This is a genomic window from Actinophytocola sp. (assembly GCF_045807065.1).
In the GTDB taxonomy this organism is placed as follows: domain Bacteria; phylum Actinomycetota; class Actinomycetes; order Mycobacteriales; family Pseudonocardiaceae; genus Actinophytocola.
In genome coordinates this window covers 1-20656 of sequence record NZ_JBJMIE010000649.1, presented here as the reverse complement: position 1 = coordinate 20656, position 20656 = coordinate 1, and the positions used below count along the sequence as shown (strand labels likewise).

The following is a 20656-nucleotide window of genomic DNA, read 5'->3' as shown; positions in this document are numbered from 1 at the left end:
GGTCGAGCGCGACCGGGAACGCGAACGCGAGCCCCGCGCCGGCCAGCCCGAACCCGAGGTAGGCGAGCCAGGCGACCGGCACGACCGCGGTCATGAGCAGGCCGAGCCCGGCGACGAGCGCGCCGCCGACCAGGATCTTCACGGCGCCGAGGAGGCGCTCGATCTGCTCGCCGAACAGCCGGACGAGGCCCATCGCCACGCAGAAGACGGAGAACGTGACCGCGCCAGCCGCCTCGGACAGGCCGCGCTCGCGGACGGAGAACAGGGCCGACCAGTCGCCGCTCGCGCCCTCGACGATGGCCGAGAACAACGCGATGCTGCCCAGCAGCCACAGCACCGGGCGGCGCAGCATGCGGCGGTCGGCGGTGGCGTGCTCGCCCTCGCCGGCCGCGGGTGCCTCGCGGGGCACGAAGCGGATCACCCCGAGCGTGATGAGCACGGTCGCGCCGCTCACGAACAGGAAGTGCGTGCCGAGCCCCATGCCGTGCCCGGCGGCGAACGCCGCCCCGATCGAACCGGCCAGCGCGCCGAAGCTGAAGCCGGCGTGGAAGACCGGCATGAGCGGGCGCTCGGTGCGGCGGATGACCGTGACCGCGGCGACGTTCATCGACACGTCCAGCATGCCGACGGACCCGCCGAGCAGCACCAGCGCGAGGCCGAGCTGCAGTGGTGTGGCGACCTGCGCCAGCACGGACACCACGACCGCGGCGGCCAGCGCGGAGCTCGCCACGACCACCGGCGCCCCGAAACGGGCGCACAGGCGACCGGTCACCGAGGCGATCGCGATCATGCCGATGCTGCTGCCGAGCAGGGCCAACCCGAGCACGCCCGGGTTCGCGCCGATCTGCTCGGCCAGCGCGGGCATGCGTGGTGCCCACGAGCCGATCACGATGCCGTTCAGCGCGAAGACGATGAACACGGAAAGTCGCCCCGAGCGCACGTGTGCTCCCCTTCCCCTCGTTTCACCCCATTCTACTGAAGCGCTTCAGAGAAGGCTATGCCCTTGCCACCGCACCTGGTCGTAGGCTTTGCCGGTGACCCACGACCGGGAGCGTCGTCCCACGCTGGACACCATCGCCCAGCGCGTCGGCGTCTCCCGGGCCACGGTGTCCAACGCCTACAACCGGCCTGACCAGCTGTCGACCGCGTTGCGGGAGCGGATCATCGCGACCGCCAAGCAGCTCGGCTACGCGGGCCCGGACCCGGTGGCGCGGAGCCTGGCCACCAAGCAGGCGGGCTCGGTGGCGTTCATGCTGTGCGACGGGCTGTCCTCGGCGTTCTCCGACCCCGCGCTGTCGATCATGCTCGACGCCCTGTCCGCCACGGTCGACAACGAGGAGCGGTCGCTGCTGCTCCTGCCCGGCACCAACGACGGCGGACCGCACGCGCGGGCCGTGATGCGGGCGCAGACGGACGTGGTGGTCGCCTACTCGCTGCCGGACGACGCGCCGGCCCTCGACGCGGTGCGGGAGCGCGGGCTGCCGCTCGTGGTGGTGGACCAGCCGGACGTGCCCGGCTCGGCCCGGGTGGCGGTGGACGACGCGGGTGGTGCGACGCTGGCCGCCCGGCACGTGGCCGCGCTGGGGCACCGGCGGGTCGCCATCCTGACGTTGGCACTGAGCGCCGACGGGCAAGGCGGCCCGATCGGGCCGCAGCGGCTCGCCACCGCACACTTCCGGGTGTCCCTCGACCGGATTGCCGGATACCTGAAGGGCCTGGCAGAGCACGGTATCGTCGCCGACGAGGTGCCCGTCTGGGAGGCACCGGGGAGTGCGCGCGAGTTGGGCAGGGAGGGTGCCAGGTGGTTGCTCGGGCTCGAGCCGAGGCCGACCGCGGTGCTGTGCATGTCCGACGAACTCGCCCTCGGCGCCATCCGCGCCGCGAACGAGCTGGGGCTGGCGGTGCCCGCGGAGGTGTCGATCGTGGGCTTCGATGACACCCCGGCCGCCAGTTGGAGCGACCCGCCGCTGACCACCGTCCGACAGGACCTCGTCGCCAAGGGCAGACAGGCCGGTGAGCTGGCGTTACGCATGCTGAACGGCGCCAGACCAGGCGAGCCGGTCACCATCGACGTGGAGCTACAGGTACGCGGCTCGACGGCCGAACTGGTGTGACCTGACCCGAGTTGGCCACAACGAGAAACGCTCAAGCCCTCACGAACGATCAGACCCACTGGGAAAGCCATCGCCCTTCGCCAGCGACGGCTGCCTCATGCCCTCGTAGCTCAGCGGACAGAGCAGGAGCCTTCTAAGCTCTGGGTCGCAGGTTCGAGTCCTGCCGGGGGCGCAAGCTTGACCAGCGCAAACTCGGGAAGATGATCTTCCCGGAGTCAGTTCGATGATCTTCGTGGCATCACTCGTGGCATACATTCGAGTGATGGGGGAAGTCACGATGTCGCCGAACCGGCGTCAACGAGGGAATATCGAGACGCTCCGTAGCGGAGCGAAGCGGATCCGGGTCTACAACGGGCGTGACCCGGTCACCAAGCGGCCGATCTACGTCGGGGAAACCATTCAGGCCGGCACACCGAACATCGACAAGGCTGCCCAGCAAGCGCTCACCCGCTGGTTGAACCGGGTCGACGAGCAGCGGGCACCGCGGACCAACGCGACGATCGCTGAGTTGCTCGACGCCTACTTCGAGGTCGTCGACATCGACCGGGCCACGATGCGCGGCTGGCGCGGCAAGGTGCGCAATCACATCGGGTCGCTGTTGGGCGCCACTCCGGTCAAGAAGGCGCAGGCCCGGGTGTTCGAGCGGTTCTACGCGGAGCTACGCAGGTGCCGCACGCACTGCGACAAGCGACCCGCGATCGACCACCGCACCCGTGGTGCGCATGGCTGCGACCGTCGCTGCCGCCCACATCAGTGCCAGGGTCTGGCCGCGTCGACGATCCGGGAAATCCACACGATCCTCAACGGCGCGTTCGGGCGTGCGGTGGCCTGGGACTGGCTGGGCACCAACCCCCTGGATCACGTGAAGCCGCCGGAAGCGGCTAAGCCGAACCCACAACCACCCACCGCCGACGACGCGGCAAGGCTGGTCAACCAGGCGTGGCGCAACGATCTGGACTGGGGCACCTACATCTGGCTCGCGATGACCACCGGCAAACGCCGCGGCGAACTCTGCGGCCTACGCCTAGCCGATGTCGACCTCGACATGGCCACGGCGCAGTTCTGGCTCGCGATCAAACAAGCCGGAACAGAGCTGTACACCGGCGAGCCAAAGGGTGGACGGCTCACCCGTGTCGCGCTGGATCCGGAATCGGTCGAGGTGTTGCGCGAGCACCTCGACCGGTGCGCAGCGTGGGCCGCCGAGGCGGACATTGAACTGGACCCCGAGGGGTTCGTCTTCTCCGACGCGCCCGACCACAGCACGCCGTGGCGGCCCGATTCGGTCACCCAGCGGTTCGGGCGGCTCCGCGACCAGCTCGGCATCAAGACCACGCTGCACAAGCTCCGCCACTACTCCGCCACCGAGTTGATCATCGCCGGTGTAGACGTCGCGACGGTAGCCGGCCGCCTCGGCCATGCCAGCGCGTCTACCACCCTGAACTTCTACACCGCCTGGGTATCAGAAGCCGACCAACGAGCAGCGAAAGCGCTGTCTCCTCGCCTGCCCCAGCGACCACAGGCCTCGAACCGGTCTGAGTGGGCGAAGGTGAGTCCCGTGAGTCCGTACGAGGTCATCGCGGCCGGCCTACGCGAGGCGATCGCGGCCGGTGAGCTCGGCGCGGGAATGCCGATCCCCTCCGAGAAGCAGTTGGCGACCGAGCATGGGGTATCGGCGGGAACTGCGCATCGAGCGGTGGAGTTGCTCAAATCATGGGGACTCGTAAACGCCTCGCGCGGCAAGCGAGCAACCGTGAGACCACGCGACGATCTCGCTCAAGCTTTCGCGGCCGACTCCCACCTTGAAGTCACTCACGAACTGCAGCAGCCGGTCCAGAGATCGGTCCAAGTCCCCATCCCGAGACCGGTCCAAGGAGCAGTCCACAGTCCGGTCCGGGAGACGGTCGACCAACCTGAGCACGGCGCCCAGAGCGGACCGGACCGACACTCCCCCACAACCGGTCTCGAAGAACTGGACCTTGAACTCACTCACCTCGGCCGCAGTGTCCGGACCTACCGGACCTGTGCCGACCCAACCAACTCCGAGACGTTGCTCCAGCTCCTGCGTGACGCTATCCGCCGCACCGGGGGTCAGGACTCCGACGCCGGGGACTACGAGTTGGTCGTCCGCTACGCCGGCGAACGCGGCGTGGTGACCACCGTGGTCGCGCCACCGCAGTCCACTGGTGGTCTGGTGGGGGTGGCATGACCGACCAGACCAGGGCGGCGCGCGTCGAGGCCGCCGCACAGGTGACGATCATGCTGGTCATGGGGGTCACGGCCGCGTGCGCGTCGTTCACCCACATCCACGATCTCACCGTCAGGTACGGCCAGCAGTCCTGGATGGGATGGGCCAACGCCGTGGTGGTCGAACTGATGTCGATCGCCGCCGGCCTGGAACTTCGACGACGCAAACGCACCGGTCAGCACACCGGTTTTGTCTACCTGGTGCTCTGCGCAGCCGCTCTCGTGTCGTTGGCCGCACAGGTCGCCGAGGCGCAACCATCGGTCTGGGGGTGGATCGTGGCGGCCCTCCCGGCTCTGGGGTTCCTCGCCGTCGTCAAGATCGTCCTGTCGCGCACCCCAGCCGCGAGCGGACCGGACCCGGTCGACGCGTCACCGGCGCGCCCGGACCGAACCGCAGACCGGACCGGTTCCCCGGTCCGGTCCGCAGCGCTCAGTCCGGTCGTCCCTCCTTGGACCGGACCGGACGTCACGCCGCAGACTGGACCCGACCGCAGCCCGCAGACCGGTTCGATCTCGCCCGCAGACCGGGCGATGGACCGGACCGCGGACGTGGCCACGGTCGAACCGGGCGAAGCGCTTATCGACGACATCGAACCTCGCCAGCCCGCACCACCACGCCATGAGGGGACCAGGTCCGACCCCCACGTAAGAAGGCCAACGACCACACCAGCCGTCGCTCGCCGGCCGGCGAGTACTGGCGGCGTGAGTGAGAACCCCGTCGAATTGCTGCGAATCGCACGCGATGTCGCAGCCGACCTGCAGGAGTCGAACGGCAAGATCACCCGAAACGGACTGGCCCGAGGGATCCGGCGCCAAGGACACGCGATCGGCACCGATCGCGCTACCGATATCTGGTGGCAACTACAAACCGAATCTTCGCTAGCCAACAGCCGTTAGACCCAGCTGATGCCCCTTGGTGCGGGGGCCAGGCAACCAGATCGCCTGGTCCCCGCACTCAACATCAGTAACCACCGATACCAGACCGCCGCGCAACCCAGGGGCCCGCCGCGGTCTCCAGGCGGTCATGATCGCCACAGCCTCACCACGGCGTCCACCCGCGAGTCGACGAGTACGGCAGCGGCGCTCGGCTTCACCGCGTGTACTGGGATCCAGGCCGGAAGGCCGGCGGGGCCTACAAGGTTCTGCAGTCTGCGTCCTGGCCATCCAACCCACCATGATGACCGTCGAGACCGAAGACGTATCAGACAATCGTAGACACGGGCTCACTGGCCGAGTGCTGGGAATGAGTTGGGTGGCGGGCGGGGTGTGTGGTGTGGGCAGGCGATTCATCAGAGCGCGGCTGGCGCGTTGGTCAGCCTCGTTCACCCAGGCGGCGTAGTAGCGCAGGGTGGTGCGGCGTTGTCGGCGTGGCCGAGCCTGCCAGCGACGGTGCGCAGATCGACGCCAGCGGCAATAAGTTCGGTCGCCGAGTAGTGCCGGAGCTTGTGCAACGTGGTGACGATCCCCAACTGAGTGACCAGATGGCGGTACTGGCGGCTGAGTGCATCCGGCACGAGATGGGTGGTGGCATCGGCACGCGGGGAAAACACGAAACCCTCGTCGGTCACGGTGACGCCCGCCTGGGCCGCGCGGTGCTGGCGTTGCTGCTGGTAGGCGGCGAGCATCGACGTAGTCCGCGGGTCCAGCGCGATGTGGCGACGTTGATGCAGCTTGGTGTCCTTCTCGTAGGTCGCGCTACCGGATCGGGCGATGCTGGTCCGGATCACCAGCACCCGCCGGGTCAGATCGACATGACGCCAGCGCAACGCACACAACTCACCACGACGCGCCCCGGTGACCATGGCCAGCCACACCAGCGGCCCGAGGTCCGGGTCGGCCCAGGCCGCAGTGAGGATGCGGGTGGCCTCGGCGGTCGTCGGAGGCTGGGGTTCGGGTGTGGAACGCGAGGTGGAGCGGCATCGGCGGCGGGGTTGCGGTCGATCCAGCCCCAACGGACCGCACGTCGGAAGGCGCCACTGATCAGATAGTGGATCTTGCGGACAGTGGCGGGTCGCAGCGGCCGGCACCGATGCCCATCCTCGATCTGGCGACCGCCCTGACGGCCGTCGCGGTAGGCGCATTGGTCACGGCAACGACGCAGCGCGCCGTACAGGTGGTCGAGGACCTCGGGGGTGACCGCAGCCAGCTTGAGGTGTCCGAGCCGGGGGTGGAGGTGTTTGGTCACCGTGTGGCGGTAGGAGCGGCGGGTGGCCTCGGTGGCGTGCACCAGCTCGACGTGGCGGTCAAGCAACTCGGTGACGGTGACCTCGGGGCGGGGGTAGCGACAGTCGCGGACCTGGTCAACCAGGCGGCGAGAGACCGCTTCGGCGTCGGCGAACGCGGTCGGGCCGTCTGGGACGGTGTGACTCAGATTGCGCTGGCGACCGGTGACCGGATGGATGCCGGCGTAGACCCGCACCCGCAACGAGCCACTCGGAAGACGACTGATCGAACCTCGGGCACCCCGCCGGACCGGAGCAACCCTGTGATCCAACGGAATGGTGATCTTGTCACGAGCCATGCCACACGATCCTCTCAAGACCGCTGGCAACAGTCTCCTGCCGGGTCGCACCCTCCGGCCCGGTCAACCGCGTCTACCTGCTGGTTTCCTGCCCCCAAGTCGCCTCGATGGCGGAGGGTGCTCCCAAACGGGATTCGAACCCGCGCTGCCGCCTTGAAAGTGTGCAGCGACGTACGGATACCCAACCGATCCACCAACCGCCGATACTGCCTCGACAGCTCTTGTGGTGACCAGCACGCCCGGGCATCGGTTCGTGGCGAGAACACAAACCCGTCATCCGAGAGCACGACACCGGCCACAGCCGCTCGCCGGCTGCGTTCCTGGTGGTAGGTGCCCAGGATGGTGCAGGTGATCGGATCGAGGGCAACGTGGCGACGCTGGTGGAACTTGGTGTCCTTCTCCCACAGCCCACGCCGTGCCTGCGCGATCGCCGACCGGATCACCATGACACCATCGACGGTGTCGATATGACACCACCGCAACGCGCACAACTCGCCCCGCCGGGCACCGGTAGCCATCGCCACCCACACCAACGGCCCCAAATCCGGGTCTCTCCACGCCTCCGCCAGGATCCGAGTCGCCTCCGCAGGAGTCGGCGGCAACGGCTCGGGAAGCGACGGCGGCGGCGCAGTCGCTCCGTAGGTGGGGTTGCGATCAATCCAGCCCCAGCGCACCGCCCGACGGAACGCCGAACCCAGCAGATAGTGGATCTTCCGGACCGTCGCCGACCCCAAGGGCCGACACGAGTGCCCTGGCTTCGCACGAAGCGAGCAGTGCTCACGGCACCGCAACAAGCCTGCATACAACTCGTCCAACTGCTCCGGCGTCACCGCCGACAGCCGCAGACGACCCAGGAACGGACGAATGTGCCGCGCGGCCGTGTACTCATACGACTCGCGCGTGTGCTCACCGCAACACAGCAGCACCAGATGCCGATCCAACAACTCGTTGAGCGTCGCGTCCGTCCGCAAACAGCGGCTCCGCTGCACCCGCTCCACCAGCCGGCGACACACCTCCTCCGCCTGCGCCGCCGCGGTCGGGCCCTGTTTCACCGTCTCAGACAGCCACCGCTGCCGCCGACTCACCGGATCCACACCGACATAGACACGCACACGCAACGACCCGCTCGGCAACCGACTGATCGATCCCCGCGCCCGCCGGCGCACCGGCACCTCTGAACCCGCTACGACCTTGGTCATCACACACCCGAACACCACGGTACGAGCCGAGGCACGCACGATCAGGTACCTGCAGTCACCTGCTCGGGTATGCCCCGGCCATCGACTCCTCTACGAGACGGAGTGTCCAAGTTCACGCAGCCTCCGCGATCCCGTGTGCTCCGCCCGATGCCTCGGAGCTTGCGCAGAGCCCACTGGCATCGTCGCCTCGGCTGGACCCCAGCCAGACGACTAGAATGCGGAATATTTCGTGGTATATTATTGAGGATGCCTGGAGGTGAGGGCTTGGAGGAGACGGCGCAGCCTCGGATGCTGGTGTTGGCGCGGGAGTCGCGGACGATGACCCAGGGTGAGCTGGCAGCGGTGATGCAGGAGCTGGACGGCTCAGAGAGCAAGGTCAGTCAGGGGTATGTGAGTCGGGCCGAGGCCGGGCGGCTGGTGGTGGCCGGAGATCGGCTTGAGCTGTTCGCCCGGGCGCTGCGTTATCCGGTGTCGTTGTTGCTTCGGTCGGAGCAGGAGGTGGGCGCCGGTCCCGGCTTGGTTCACCACCGTAAGAAGCAGTCAGCCTCAGCTGGGGATCTGCGCCGCATCCACGCGGTGCTCAATCTGGCTCGCATCCAGCTCCGTGCACTGGCGGTCGTTGTCCCTCGGCCGTCCGAGCGGATCCCACACATCCCGGTGGACGACTACTACACCCCGGAAGACGCCGCTCGAGAACTGCGTCAAAGCTGGTCAGTGCCTGACGGGCCATTGCCATCGGTCGTGCGCTTACTGGAGCAGGCGGGGGGCTTGGTCGCGTGCCGCGCGCTGGTGGAGCCTGTCCCGTTAGATTCCGGTGCTGAGGTAGTGCCGGTGGACGCGGTGAGCACCTGCCCACCGAATGAAGACCCGGTGGTGTTGCTCAATGTCGGCACTCCGGCCGAGCGTCAACGGTTCACCCTCGCCCACGAACTCGGGCATGCCGTGCTGCATCCGGTGCCGCATCCCGAACAGGAGAAGCAAGCCAATGCGTTCGCCGCCGAGCTGCTACTACCCGCTCGGGAGCTCAGTCCGCAGTTACAGGGCACGGTCGATGTGCCGCGACTGCTGGAACTGAAGGCCCAGTGGCAGGTGTCGATGTGGGCGTTGCTGCGTCGGGCACACACCCTCGGTGCCCTCAGCGACTGGCAATACCGATCCCTCGCGGTGGAGTTGACCAGCCTGGGCTACCGCACTCGCGAGCCCAACGAACTCCCAGTCGAGACTCCGACCGCAATCGACTCCATGGTCGACTGGCACCTCCAGCACGGCCACACCGTGGACGAGCTGGCTGAGACCGCCGGGTTGATGCCGGACGAGTTCACCCAGCTCTACCTCCCCCCTTCCCGCAGCGCTGGCCGTGGTCCGGCGGAGCGCTCTGTCTCCTCGACACACGCGGAGGCCGTCCAGTGACCGACACCCCACCTGTCTCCCCACAGGTACCGGAGCAGCCACCGGTTTCCCAGGCGACTGAAACCCGCGACGACCTGCTACGCACGCTGGCCACTCGTCCGGCACCGGTCACGCCACCAGGGACCGCAGCCTCGCTCGTTGATCGGATCCCAGACCAAGATGAAAACCACTCACTGAACGCATCCGCGCGCGGTTCTCGGCAGAGGCGGTCGCGGGCCGCTACACGGAATCGTTCGAAGCACTGCTCGGCGACGCAAGCCGCGCCTTGCGTTCTTCGTACGCCGACACCTGCGCAGCCGTCCAGGAATCCGCTTGAACTCGCAGCTGGGGCACGGGTACTGGCAGCACTGGGAGGTCGAGCGCTGACAGCACATCTCTGACCACCCTCTGGTAATCGGCCGCAAGTTCCTCATACACGACGCGGATCGGGATGACCCCCAGACGCTGGAAGAAGTCTTCCCAGGCGATGTCTCGCGCCACACTGCGGCCGATCAGAGCATCGATCTCCGTGAAGTCAACCGGGATCGCCTGGTCCGGTATGTCGTCGTGCCGAACCCACCGGCCGGTACGCCGCGCCCTGTAGTGCGAGAGTGCCTGCCGGACACGATCCCGACGGGCCAAGTGTACGAATCGCGGACGGGGCAGCCAGGCTCGGATGAATTCGACGTCGGTGCCAGCACCGGCTGGCACCCCGTCCACCGATGAGTTCGCCGCAGCCACCGTTGCGGCGAACTGGTCTTGGTGCACCTTGGCACCGAAGACGCCGTTTACCGTTGTGCCAATTTCCAACACGGCCGAGAGGAAGTCCGCGATACCGGGGGTCGGCGGAATCGGGCCGAGCCCAAGAAGGCGGTGCTCATACCGGAGAGTGCCGACATTCTGGTATCGCAGCAGCCAGTCGGTGCGAAGGTATTCCTCCGGCCGGCCCGCGACGCCAGTCCTACGCAGCCCGTCCGCGAGCAGCCAACTGCCAGACCGCGGAGTGGTACAGATCAGGTACGAGCGGGTCGGTCGCATCGGTCACACCCCCAGATCGTCGTACGCTCCTGCACCGCGCGGACCTACAGGCCGGGTCCGGCGCAGAGTATGGGCGAGCGCGTCAGCCTGCAGGCCGCGCAGGGCCGCGTCGGCCGCGGACCAATGCTCGGCCGCTGCCGCCCAGTCCCGTCGCTCCGCTGCGAGCAGACCGAGCCGATTGAGGGTACGCGCCTGCCATGGCCGATCGTCGTGAGCAAGCGAGAGAGCCAGGCTCTGCCGCAGCTGGTCGAGGGCCTCGTCATAGGCACCAGTGCGCTGCTGGAGCACGCCGAGGCTGTGCCGGACACGTGCTTCGGCACGAGAGTCCTGGAGTGCGGTAACGATGTCCACTGCGCGCCCCAGGCACGCGATGCCCTCGGTGTGAGCACCCTGGTCGCGCAGGGCAATGCCGAGGCTACGCAGCACGTGTGCTTCACCGGTCCGGTCACCGATCTCGCGGAACAGCGCCAAGCAGTGTTGGAAGGTAGCAGTGCCCTCGCGCCTGTTCCCCTGATGGCAACAGATGCGACCCTGACCGAGTAAAATGATCGCGATCCATCGGTTGTCGACCGAGGCGCGAGCGAGGCGTTCTGCGTCCACTAACATCTCCCACGCTACATCGAGCCGCTGCTCGTACGCGTGCACCAGCGCCAGCCCGTACAGGATCCGCGCCTGCGCCACCGAGTCGTCGACCTCCCGGAAGACGGCGAGAGCAGACTCGAACACCGTGCGGGCATCGTTCCACAGCCCTTGCTCTCGCAGCGCGAAACCTAGGTTGTACTCAGTCGCGGCGACACCGAGCCGGTCACCGCGCTCCTCGGCGATCGCACGGCTGCGGCGCAGCAACGTGACGGCTTCCGCAAAGCGTCCCTGATCCCGACGCACCACCCCGGTCGCCAGCAGCGAACTGAACTCCCCTTCGCGGTTACCGAGCTCGACGTAGATGTCCTGCGCCTGCCGCAACCGGTCCGCGGCCTCGTCCCAGGCGGCCCGGTTGAGAAACAGGCCGGAGTACAGCGCCAGGGCGTCCGCCTCAGCGCGCCGGTCCCCGGCCTGGCGCGCCGCGTCCAAGGCCAGGTTCTTCGTCAGCTCGGAATCCCCACCATGTGCGGACCGGACGAAGAACGGGGCGAGCAGAGCCCCCAGGCGCCAGGTCGGCTCCCACAGCCCGGCGCGGTGCGCCTGCCGCTGCGCGGCGACAAATCCGTCCAGCTCGACGTGGAACCAGTCGACTCCGCCGGATGGCGGGCTGCCCAGGTGCTGTCGGGCCCAGCGGTTCGCCTCGGCCGAAGACTCCGCCAGGGATCGGCCGGGTTCCATGACCCACGCCAGCTCGCCCATAGCCAGGTACTCGTAGACCATCGAACTGACCGCCACCAGCCGATCTGGTGCCGGCTCCTCGGCGTCAGCCCGCTCCCATGCGTACACGCGAATGAGGTCATGGAACCGGTACCGCGGCAGAGCCTCCTCGGCGCTGCCCCCAGGCTCTAGCAGCTGTACATCCACCAGCCGCTCGATCGCGTCCTCCGCCTCTTCCACAGTCACGGCCAGCAATGCGGCCGCCACCCAGGCCGGGAAGTCGGTCGCCTCGATCAGGCCAAGCAGCCGAAAGACGCGCCGCTCAACCGGATCCAGGTTCCGGTAGCTCAGATTGAAGCTGGCTCGTACCGCCCGGTCACCGACTGCAAGCTCGTCCAGACGCCGACGCTCGTCGGACAGCCGCTCAGCCAGCCGCTCCAGTGGCCAGTGTCGACGAGCCGCCAACCGCCCTCCCGCGATACACAATGCCAGCGGCAGATGCCCGCACAGCCGAGCGATATCCGCCGCTGCGTCCGGCTCCAATCTGACCCGCTCGGCGCCGACAAACCTGGCGAGCAACGCCCTGGCTGCCGAGGGCGCCAGCACATCGAGCGCGACCAGGTGAGCACGCTCCAGCGCAGCCAGCGGGCGGCGGCTTGTTACAAAGACAACGCAACCGGCCCCTCCTGGAAGAAGCGGCCGTACCTGTGCCTCGTCGGCGGCATTGTCCAGCAGCACCAGCAGCCGACGCTCGCTCAGCACAGTTCGATACAAGCGCTGCCGCTCCTCGATGGCCTCGGGTATCGCCCTGTTATAACCCATCGCGGTCAGGAAGCCGGTGAGCACATCGTCGGGGCGGGTCGGGTCCGAACTCGCTCCGTGCAGGTCGACGTAGAGCTGGCCATCGGGGTACGCCTGACGAAGCTCGTGCGCCAGGTGCACGGCGAGCGCGTGCTCCACGGCAACGTGCCACAATCTCATTAGGGCCGCATGATCACCCTGCTTTGCGCGAGTTAGTAGATTCTCTACATCGTCGGAAGCGGCCTCGTCATCGAACTCACGGGCAACCAACTGCAGAAGATCTGCGACCGACTGCGGACGCGCAGCCGGGTCAAGTGGCGTGCACCGTCGCGCAATCCTTCGCCATGGCCCACCTGCCGGCAACAGAGGAACATTCACTCTCGGATCATCCCCTGTCAGAGCCCAGCCTATAACCTGGCCGATACTGTATATATCGGCGGCTGCCGACACCTCGTGCGCATCGATGGCCAATTCTGGCGCCGCGAACCCTGGTGTTCCGTATGCATACCCCACTTGTGTACGGCGCGGCGCGGTAGTACTTCCCCGAGGCCTCCGTCCAAGCCCCCAGTCACCGACGGCCCAGGAATCGTCAGTCCACCTCAGAACATTAGCCGGTTTTATGTCTCGATGTATCCAGCCACGACCATGTGCAACATCCAAACCTTCACAAACTTGAGTAACCAACCGCCGCAACTCGGTATCACTGTCGGACAACACGCGTCGTTCATCGTCCGCGCTGCCTTCCGCCAGAGGCATCACAAACCATGAGAAGTCAGAGTCCGAGTCAAGCACCGGAACGATGTGCCGATGCCGTAGGGCACGACCTACCTCAATCTCGCGGCGCATGCGAGCAACCGCCTCGGCCGTACCCGAGCGCCTTCTCTTGAAGGCTACTTCTATACCAGACCTCTTGTGAACCGCCTTGAAGACACGCCCTTGTCCACCCACGTCGCTCAGCGGCCGAGCGGGAAGGACGTAGTCCCTGCGGTTTCCTGTGGCTGCGTCAAGTATGGCCGCGCACTCCTCGAACACAAACACAAGCTACGCGCTGCAGGGCGCGCAGACCGATCTGGGATGTCACAGGACGCTGCTCTACCTGAGCCCAGCGAGCCACTGGAGATCAGAACGCGCGGGCAAGACTGGCAATAGATCTTAAGCAGTGGACTAAATCAGAAACTTTCAAACCTATCCTCAGTCCGGTTCGTGGAATCGGCATTCGGTCAGGCGTGTCGATCGGGTTTGCCCCGTTCGTCGTAGTTAGACTGGGCCACTTCGCGGTAGGAGGTGGCGATCGTGAGTGTTGGATCGTTTCGAGGGCTGTTCGTGGGTGTGAATCGCTACCAGTCGCCCTTGATCGCGCATCTGAAGTCGGCGGTGCGGGATGCGCAGGCCTTACACGCCTTGTTCTCCGACAATCTTGGTGGCACCGCAGCGGTGGTGGCGGACGAGGACGCCACGCGGGCTCGGCTGGTCGACGAGCTGACGCGGCTCGCGGCGGACAGCACCGAGGACGACGTGGTGGTGATCGGGTTCTCCGGGCATGGCAGCGATACCCACGAGTTGGTGACCTACGACGCCGACCCCGCAGATCTGCCGTCCACCGGTTTGCCGTTGAGCGAGTTCACGGACCTGGTCAGTGTGATTCCGGCTCGCCAGTTGGTGGTCGTGTTGGATTGCTGCTTCTCCGGTGGTGCGGGTGCGAAGGTTCTGCACGCGACCACGATGTCGCGGGGCGGTGTCGGTGGTGTGCCGTTGTCCACCGCGGCGCAACTGGACCGGCTTGCTGGCACGGGCCGGTTGATCCTCACTGCCGCGACGGCGGACCAGCCGGCGTGGGAGGACGTGCGGATCGGTCATGGCCTGCTCACCCACCATCTGTTGCAGGCTCTGCTGGGTGCCACCGACGTCGCCCGGCAAGGGGAGCTCCCGCTCTATGCCTTGCTCGCCTATGTCACGCGGAGCGTGACCGCTAGTGCGTCGAGTACTGCCGCAGCGCGGCAGGAGCCGACGCTGCGGGGCCAGATGGACGGCGAGATCACCTGGCCGGTCTTCCAGCCCGGTCCGCTCTACACCGCCTTGTTCCCCAGCTTAGCGCGCACGCCGGTCAGCGCAGACCTGCGGAGTCTGCGTTCCCATGGCATCAGCGAACCGGTCCTGGAAGCGTGGACTACGAGCGTGCCGGCGCTGAATCAGCTGCAGCAGGACACCATCAACGAGGCTGGCCTGCTTGACGGGCACAACGTGCTGGTCACCGCGCCCACCTCTTCGGGCAAGACGATGATCGGTGAGCTGGCCGCGCTAAAGGCGACCCAGAACGGTGGGCGGTCGGTATTCCTGCTGCCTACCCGCGCGCTGGTGAACGAGCAGTACACCCGGTTCCGGCGCACCTACGGCCCGGTCGGGGTGCGCACCATCCGGGTGACCGGTGAGATCAGCGACCAGGCACCCGAGTTGCTCCGGGGGCAGTTCGACCTCGCGGTTCTGACCTACGAGATGTTCGCCAACCTCGCGCTCGGCAATCCCCACCTGCTGCGGCTGCTGGCCGTGGTGGTGATCGACGAAGTGCAGAGCATCGTCGACCGCGAGCGCGGCCCGGGGTTGGAACTGCTGCTCACACTGCTCAAGGTGCGTCACGATGAGGGTATTGCCCCTCAGGTCGTCGCGCTCTCTGCGGTCCTGGGTGATCTGGGTGGGCTGGATAGCTGGCTCGAGGCGACCGTGATCCGCCGCACCGAGCGACCCGTTCCCTTGCTGGAGGGTGTGCTCGGACCGGACGGCGTCTACCGCCACCTCACCCCGGACGGTAATGAGGCCACCGAGCAGATCATGCCAGCCCAGCCGTGGGCCCAACGCAACCGCGACGTGATCACCCCGCTGGTGACCCGCCTGGTCGCCGACGGCCAGCAGGTGATCGTGTTCCGCAACACCCGCGGCAAGGCGCGAGGGTGCGCGAACTATCTCGCCAACGCCCTCACCCTCCCCGCAGCGACCGACGCACTCGACGCACTCCCCGCCGGGGACCCGAGCGTCGTCAGCGGCCAACTGCGCCAGTGCCTGCAAGGCGGCGTCGCCTTCCACATCTCCGACCTCGACCGCGACGAGAAACAAGTGATCGAGGACCACTTCCGCGCACCCGACAGCAAGATTCGAGTCATCGTGGCCACGACCACCCTCGCGCAAGGCGTGAACCTGCCCGCCGAGACGGTCGTGATCGGCGAACTCGACCACCCCGCCGGCCGAGACGCGACCATGCCCTACACCGTGGCCGAGTACAAGAACATCGCCGGCCGCGCCGGCCGACTCGGCCTGACCAGCCAGGGCCGCGCCGTGGTGATCGTCGGCGGCGCGATCCACGCCGAGCAGCGCTGGAACCGCTACATCACCGGCACCCCCGAGGACCTGGTCTCTCGCCTGCTCGACGGCGGCACCGACCTGCTGACCGTGGTACTGCGCGTGATCGCCATCGCCGAAGGCCGCACCGGTCAACACGGCCTCTCCGACCAGGACGTCGTCACCTTCCTCGCCAACAGCTTCGCCGCCCACCAGCGACGCATCACCACCCAAGACGAGCTGTTCAACCCGTCCGACATCACCCCAGCCCTCGACGAACTCCTCGCCAGCGGCCTCGTGGAATCCACCACGACTGGCCTCCATGTCACCGAACTCGGGACCATGGTCGCGCAAAGCAGCCTCGGTGTGCGCTCCGCCGTCCGCGTGGCCACTGTCCTGCGCAACCTGCACTCTGGCGAACTCAACCGCGCCACCCTCATCGGCGCCGCCCAACTCACCGCCGAACTCGACGCGATCTACCTCCCCTTCAACGCCCGGGGATGGCAACCCGAGCGGACCACCTCCTTCAACGAGCTCCGCCGCCACCAGATCTCCGCAACCATGCTCACCACCGTGGCCACCGCACCGGAACGGTCCACAGCAATCATCCGCGCCAAACGCGCCGTGTGCTGCCTGCTCTGGATGGGCGGCGTCCCCCTAGCACAGATCGAGGCCCTGCTCACCAGGCACGTTCCTGCCCGCGACGCCGCCGGCGCCATCCGCCAGACCGTCAGCCGCACCCGCGACGTCATCACCACCGTGCTCGAGATCGCCCAACACCTCCACCCCAGCGCCGACCTCACCCACCTCGCCGGACAGCTACCCGTCCAACTCGAACTGGGTGTCCCCGCAGACCTCGTCCCACTCGCCGTCCACGCGGGCAACGAACTCGGACGACCCGACTACCTCCGTCTCTACCACGACAACCTCCGCACACCCGACGCTGTGCTGGCAGCAGACGAACAAGAACTCCTCCAATGCGTAGGCGGCAAGCAGAACAGGCTGCAGACACTGCTGGACGCCGCCGAAGCTGCCAAGAACGCAGGAGACGTTCTCGACTTCGCCGACGTCCTGCCCGCCGCCACCGACTAGCAACACACAAACGTAGCTGGCTGAGGGGAAACCGAGATGTGGCGGCCATTGTCGGTATGCAACGTCTGCCACCTGGACCGGTGCTCTCGAGGAAACGTGGCGGGTAAGGGATCGCGGCAGAGCAGATGTCGAGTACGATTCACGATGTGACTGAGATTCAAGATCTTTGAACCTGACCGATGAGCAACTGTTTGAACAGATCGGGCGTCAGTTGCAGGCCGAAGATTCGGGCCTGGTGACATTGCGCGGTATGCGCGATTGGGTCGAGCGTGGTTCGCTGCGCAGTCGGAAAAGCTTCGAGACAAGGTTTGTTCAGCGCCGACAGTATTGGCCTTACTAGGAGGTGAGGAAAAGAGCCTGGCCTACCAGCCGACGCACTAACTCACTTCACGCCCCGGCTCTACTCGACACGCCAGGCTCGCATCGACGGCGACGACAGTCGCCGAGTACGTCACTGTTCGTGTACACCTTGACCAGCCCGTTCGGCGCGTCGTCGGTGACCTGTTGAGTCGTGGTCGGCAATCTCTCCACCGGCAAGCAGGCACTAGCTGCCCCCGCTCGGCTCGCGTTCGAGGAGGAGTGACCTCTGGTGAACCGGGCAGGGTGCTGGCGCAATAGAGGGGTGATGGATGACGACAGCCTGATCCGCGCCGCGGGGTGGCGACGACGAGCGTGCGCTGCGGGAGTTGTTCTCGCGGCACGCGCCGTGGCTGGCCGCCCGGCTGCGGCGGGTGCTGGCCACCCACGCGGTGGAGGACGTGCTCCAGGAGACGTTCGTCGCCGTGTGGCAGGGGGCCGGGTCGTACCAGCCGGACGGGCGTGCCGCCGCGTGGTTGTGGAGGATCGCGCGGCGGCAGGCCGCGTTGTGGGTGCACCGCAACGGGTATCGGCGGGCCGCGCCGCCGAGCTGGTCACCGGCGATCCCGAGCAGCTGGCGGTGGACCGGGTGAGCCTGGCCGCGGCGCTGGCCGGGCTGGACGACGCCGACCAGGACCTGGTGCGCCTGCTGTACCTGGAGGACCAGCCGGTGTCGCAGGTGGCCGCCCGGTTGCGGCTGGCGGAGGGCACGGTCAAGAGCCGCGCCCATCGCGTCCGGCGGCTTGCAACGATTCTGATGTCGGAATCGTCGAGCGCAAGCCCCTCACGACTCACTCGTCCAACGAACGCTTTAGTTCGGCACCCAGTATTCTGGCGGCAGACAGTTCGAGTTCCAGCGCGAGCCGCCCTCCACCCTCAAGCGGGACCTTTGCGAGGACGCGTTCACCATTGCGTTCCGCGGTAAGTTGACCGTCAGGTATCCGAGGTCTCAACCTAGCTGGATGAAAGGAATCTATGGGAGCAATCGGACCCTTGGTCGACCCGGGAGTTTTTTCAACCAAGCCCACTTGCCCCAGTTTCTGCACCACTAGGTCGACAAGCTGATCCGGGCGGATGACCCGAAGATCCAAATATCCCACAGTCGGGCGAAGGCCGGGTATTTCAGTGTCGTCAAACCTCACCGGGAGCACATACTCCGAGTGCTCCTCAATGGCACGCGCCTGAGCGCTCCTGCGTTCATGCGTTGTCCAAACTTTACGCGCATAGTCAGCCGACACAAACATGATGCAATATCTGGCTGCCTGACGATAAATCTGATCGAGGTGCTCCCCGAGGTCTTTGCCCCAAAGGCTTACCTGTTCGTAGCCATCGTAGAACACCTTGACATGACGGGCACGCAGACCAGAGGCGACTTCCTCTACGTAACCGCGCTGCTCCCCCGCGAAGGAAAGGCACACGTCATACTGGACGTCACCTCTGGAATCGCTCATCTTCGGGATGCTAGAACCCTGGGCTACACACCTCAAGTCGGCGCGCCAGCAGATCTTGACGCTGCCGCACTTGTCCACTTCGCACGCCAGCAAGTCGAGCCGACGGACACGGAACCGTCCATTTGAAGGTTTCGGGTTCGTTGACAGCCAACCCAGCTGTTGACTTAACCGGTTAAGCAAGCCAGCCTCGAAAGCTGGCTATTACGTGACGACCTCACAAAGGAGTGAGAGTAGTGCGTCATCTTCTCCCTTTGGCGGTCACGGCCATCTCCCACTTCACAGTGCGCTCTTTCTCCAGCTCAGCCAGCGCCGGTAAACCCTCCTCGGAGAAAGCGCGCCGATGTCCGGATGGATGGCGCGATGCGCGGCCACCGTGACGGCGATGGCGCTGACCTTCTTGAACGCATGTGCGTCCTCGGCACAGGCGGCGAGCCTCAGACCATCCCACGCACTGCCTGAGAGCGTCGCCATCGAGCGCGCTCTGCGGTCGAGGTGGCGGCGTAGGTCGCGAACGCACCGACGACGACACCGAGGAGCGCAGGAAGAGTTGCTGGAGAACCGCTTGCTGGAGCAGGTGATCGTCGAACAGACCGGCGTCGCTACACGAAACCGAGCCAAACGCGCCGGCCGTCACGGCCCGGTGACGGACGTGACGGCCGGCGTTGTTGTGTGGCCGATTACCACCGACCACCGGTGATGTGTGGTGGCCACCAGTAGACGGCTGCCCAGACGCCGTGGTCGCTGGCCGAGCCCCATCCTTGTGCCCAGCTCACCAACAGGTTTCCGGCGTTGGTGCACAGCCAGCCCGGCAGTCGGGTCTGGCAGGCCCGTACCGCGGCCCAGATCGCGCCGCTGACGACGTCGGCGTAGGACACGATGATCCAGAAGTGGTCAGCGGTGATTCCCCAGGCCACGTCGTGCCGCACGCTTGCGGTGTAGGCCACGTTCCGCACTTCGCCAGCTGACTCGCGAGTCGCTGTCGACGGACGCTGGCCGGTCCCGACGGTCGCCACTCCGGCGAAGGCCGCCTGCATGTCGGACACCACCTGGGCGCGTCCTGCGGCGGTGGCGATCTTGCTCTGCCACTGGGCCCGTTCGCTGTTGGACAGGTGCAGTTGGACCGGCTGGATGTTGTCCTGTGCCCGGCCAGCCGCCGGGCTGGAACCGGCCAGCACCAGCCCGATCACCATGGCGCTCACTACCGCCAGAGCGGTGAGGATGCGCCCCGGGGGAGGTAGATGGATGGCACCGAAGTGCCGTTGGAGCCTTATCGTTGACATTGCTTCTCCCTGTCTCGGACCGATCTCCGGTTGAGTCGGTCAAGGACAGGTTCGAGGTGGTCGGCCATGAGCTGTTACTGCTTTGGACAACCTTGGACAGGCCGGGGTGGACCAGTCTCAGAGACTGAGGTTGTCCAGTCGATCGCGTACCTGTTGGGCTTCCGGCACGCCGAGCACGTCGTAAAGCGCCAGTGCGTCAAGCCACCGACGTTTGGCGGCGTCGGTATGGCCGGCGCTGTACAGCAGGTGGGCGATGCCGTCTCGCGCCTTCGCGATCTGGTAGCGCTCACCGGCTCGGCGAGCCTGGGCGAGAGCTGCTCGACACCACCGCAGAGCGTCATGACCCCGACCGGCTCGCCGGAGGGCGTCGGCGAACCGGTTGAGTGTCTCCGCACCCAGGTCTCCTGCCGGGTCGTAGTGCCGCAGCGCATCGTCGAGGTGCATGGTCGCGGCTTCGGTCTGGTCCAGGCTCTGCTCGGTGAGGATGACGGCGGCTCGCATCTCGGCGTTGATGTGATGTTCGTCGTGTTGGGTTTTTTTG

Annotated in this window: 17 protein-coding genes, 1 tRNA gene and 3 pseudogenes; 10 read left to right on the top strand and 11 right to left on the bottom strand. The window is 66.7% G+C overall.

Annotation, left to right across the window (positions count from 1 at the left end; all coding sequences use genetic code 11):
* Window positions 1-940, bottom strand: a 940-nt coding sequence (locus tag ACJ73U_RS38125; protein WP_407782633.1) for an MFS transporter, incomplete at its 3' end; no start/stop codon positions are given.
* A gap of 94 nt (window positions 941-1034) precedes the next feature.
* Between ACJ73U_RS38125 and ACJ73U_RS38120 the strand changes: the two genes are divergently transcribed.
* From ACJ73U_RS38120 to ACJ73U_RS38105, 4 genes are all read left to right on the top strand, one after another.
* Window positions 1035-2114 (top strand): LacI family DNA-binding transcriptional regulator, encoded by a 1080-nt coding sequence (locus ACJ73U_RS38120; RefSeq protein ID WP_407782632.1) that lies wholly within the window; start codon window positions 1035-1037, stop codon window positions 2112-2114.
* Between the two features lie 99 nt (window positions 2115-2213).
* Window positions 2214-2286: transfer RNA gene (locus ACJ73U_RS38115), tRNA-Arg, on the top strand.
* Window positions 2287-2337: 51 nt separating this feature from the next.
* Window positions 2338-4320: a tyrosine-type recombinase/integrase gene (locus ACJ73U_RS38110; RefSeq protein WP_407782631.1), complete on the top strand. Its 1983-nt coding sequence runs from the start codon at window positions 2338-2340 to the stop codon at window positions 4318-4320.
* Window positions 4317-5255 carry a DUF2637 domain-containing protein gene (locus tag ACJ73U_RS38105; protein WP_407782630.1) on the top strand — a complete coding sequence of 313 codons (939 nt, stop codon included), beginning with the start codon at window positions 4317-4319 and terminating at the stop codon, window positions 5253-5255. Before ACJ73U_RS38110 ends, ACJ73U_RS38105 begins: the two co-directional genes overlap by 4 nt.
* Window positions 5256-5680: 425 nt before the next feature.
* On the opposite strand, the gene ACJ73U_RS38100 is transcribed toward ACJ73U_RS38105, so the two are convergent.
* The 3 genes from ACJ73U_RS38100 to ACJ73U_RS38090 are packed head-to-tail and all read right to left on the bottom strand — an operon-like array spanning window position 5681 to window position 8078.
* Window positions 5681-6124, bottom strand: a complete 444-nt coding sequence (locus tag ACJ73U_RS38100; RefSeq protein ID WP_407782629.1) for a tyrosine-type recombinase/integrase — start codon at window positions 6122-6124, stop codon at window positions 5681-5683.
* Window positions 6100-6879 (bottom strand): hypothetical protein, encoded by a 780-nt coding sequence (locus ACJ73U_RS38095; protein ID WP_407782628.1) that lies wholly within the window; start codon window positions 6877-6879, stop codon window positions 6100-6102. Before ACJ73U_RS38095 ends, ACJ73U_RS38100 begins: the two co-directional genes overlap by 25 nt.
* A 14-nt stretch (window positions 6880-6893) precedes the next feature.
* Window positions 6894-8078, bottom strand: a complete 1185-nt coding sequence (locus ACJ73U_RS38090) for a tyrosine-type recombinase/integrase (RefSeq protein ID WP_407782627.1) — start codon at window positions 8076-8078, stop codon at window positions 6894-6896.
* A 264-nt stretch (window positions 8079-8342) separates the two neighbouring features.
* Here ACJ73U_RS38090 and ACJ73U_RS38085 point away from each other — a divergent pair, with 264 nt between their 5' ends.
* Window positions 8343-9488 carry a helix-turn-helix domain-containing protein gene (locus ACJ73U_RS38085; RefSeq protein WP_407782626.1) on the top strand — a complete coding sequence of 382 codons (1146 nt, stop codon included), beginning with the start codon at window positions 8343-8345 and terminating at the stop codon, window positions 9486-9488.
* A gap of 219 nt (window positions 9489-9707) precedes the next feature.
* Here ACJ73U_RS38085 and ACJ73U_RS38080 read toward each other — a convergent pair whose 3' ends face one another.
* The 3 genes and pseudogenes from ACJ73U_RS38080 to ACJ73U_RS38070 all read right to left on the bottom strand — a co-directional run.
* On the bottom strand, window positions 9708-10505 hold the full coding sequence (locus ACJ73U_RS38080) for a Stf0 family sulfotransferase (protein ID WP_407782625.1): 798 nt from the start codon (window positions 10503-10505) through the stop codon (window positions 9708-9710).
* A gap of 3 nt (window positions 10506-10508) precedes the next feature.
* Complete coding sequence (locus ACJ73U_RS38075; RefSeq protein WP_407782634.1) at window positions 10509-12764, bottom strand: ATP-binding protein; 2256 nt, start codon at window positions 12762-12764, stop codon at window positions 10509-10511.
* 234 nt (window positions 12765-12998) lie between these two features.
* Window positions 12999-13553, bottom strand: a pseudogene (locus ACJ73U_RS38070) (serine/threonine-protein kinase); the annotation flags it as partial.
* Window positions 13554-13889: 336 nt separating this feature from the next.
* On the opposite strand from ACJ73U_RS38070, the gene ACJ73U_RS38065 reads away from it, so the two are divergent.
* The 4 genes and pseudogenes from ACJ73U_RS38065 to ACJ73U_RS38050 all read left to right on the top strand — a co-directional run.
* Entirely contained in the window at window positions 13890-17027 is a 3138-nt protein-coding gene (locus ACJ73U_RS38065) for a DEAD/DEAH box helicase (RefSeq protein WP_407782624.1), read from the top strand.
* A 166-nt stretch (window positions 17028-17193) separates the two neighbouring features.
* Window positions 17194-17367: a hypothetical protein gene (locus ACJ73U_RS38060; RefSeq protein WP_407782623.1), complete on the top strand. Its 174-nt coding sequence runs from the start codon at window positions 17194-17196 to the stop codon at window positions 17365-17367.
* Window positions 17368-17713: 346 nt separating this feature from the next.
* On the top strand, window positions 17714-17977 hold the full coding sequence (locus ACJ73U_RS38055) for an RNA polymerase sigma factor (RefSeq protein WP_407782622.1): 264 nt from the start codon (window positions 17714-17716) through the stop codon (window positions 17975-17977).
* Window positions 17863-18114, top strand: a pseudogene (locus tag ACJ73U_RS38050) (sigma factor-like helix-turn-helix DNA-binding protein); the annotation flags it as partial. The gene ACJ73U_RS38055 and the pseudogene ACJ73U_RS38050, both read left to right, overlap by 115 nt.
* Window positions 18115-18175: 61 nt before the next feature.
* Here the strand turns inward: ACJ73U_RS38050 and ACJ73U_RS38045 are convergent.
* Together ACJ73U_RS38045 and ACJ73U_RS38040 are read right to left on the bottom strand one after the other, a co-directional pair.
* Window positions 18176-18835: a toll/interleukin-1 receptor domain-containing protein gene (locus ACJ73U_RS38045; protein ID WP_407782621.1), complete on the bottom strand. Its 660-nt coding sequence runs from the start codon at window positions 18833-18835 to the stop codon at window positions 18176-18178.
* Window positions 18836-19111: 276 nt separating this feature from the next.
* Complete coding sequence (locus ACJ73U_RS38040; RefSeq protein WP_407782620.1) at window positions 19112-19306, bottom strand: hypothetical protein; 195 nt, start codon at window positions 19304-19306, stop codon at window positions 19112-19114.
* Between the two features lie 76 nt (window positions 19307-19382).
* Here ACJ73U_RS38040 and ACJ73U_RS38035 point away from each other — a divergent pair, with 76 nt between their 5' ends.
* Entirely contained in the window at window positions 19383-19532 is a 150-nt protein-coding gene (locus ACJ73U_RS38035; RefSeq protein ID WP_407782619.1) for a hypothetical protein, read from the top strand.
* Here ACJ73U_RS38035 and ACJ73U_RS38030 read toward each other — a convergent pair.
* Both ACJ73U_RS38030 and ACJ73U_RS38025 read right to left on the bottom strand, forming a co-directional pair.
* Window positions 19513-20034 carry a hypothetical protein gene (locus ACJ73U_RS38030; protein WP_407782618.1) on the bottom strand — a complete coding sequence of 174 codons (522 nt, stop codon included), beginning with the start codon at window positions 20032-20034 and terminating at the stop codon, window positions 19513-19515. The two genes, ACJ73U_RS38035 and ACJ73U_RS38030, sit on opposite strands and share 20 nt — an antisense overlap.
* Before the next feature lie 198 nt (window positions 20035-20232).
* A pseudogene (locus tag ACJ73U_RS38025) lies at window positions 20233-20656 on the bottom strand (hypothetical protein); the annotation flags it as partial.

Coding starts and splice junctions, on each gene's coding strand:
- ACJ73U_RS38095 (WP_407782628.1), bottom strand. CDS start 6,879: ATGGCTCGTGACAAGATCACCATTCCGTTGGATCACAGGGTTGCTCCG.
- ACJ73U_RS38080 (WP_407782625.1), bottom strand. CDS start 10,505: ATGCGACCGACCCGCTCGTACCTGATCTGTACCACTCCGCGGTCTGGC.
- ACJ73U_RS38040 (WP_407782620.1), bottom strand. CDS start 19,306: ATGGCGACGCTCTCAGGCAGTGCGTGGGATGGTCTGAGGCTCGCCGCC.
- ACJ73U_RS38045 (WP_407782621.1), bottom strand. CDS start 18,835: ATGAGCGATTCCAGAGGTGACGTCCAGTATGACGTGTGCCTTTCCTTC.
- ACJ73U_RS38110 (WP_407782631.1), top strand. CDS start 2,338: ATGATCTTCGTGGCATCACTCGTGGCATACATTCGAGTGATGGGGGAA.
- ACJ73U_RS38090 (WP_407782627.1), bottom strand. CDS start 8,078: ATGACCAAGGTCGTAGCGGGTTCAGAGGTGCCGGTGCGCCGGCGGGCG.
- ACJ73U_RS38105 (WP_407782630.1), top strand. CDS start 4,317: ATGACCGACCAGACCAGGGCGGCGCGCGTCGAGGCCGCCGCACAGGTG.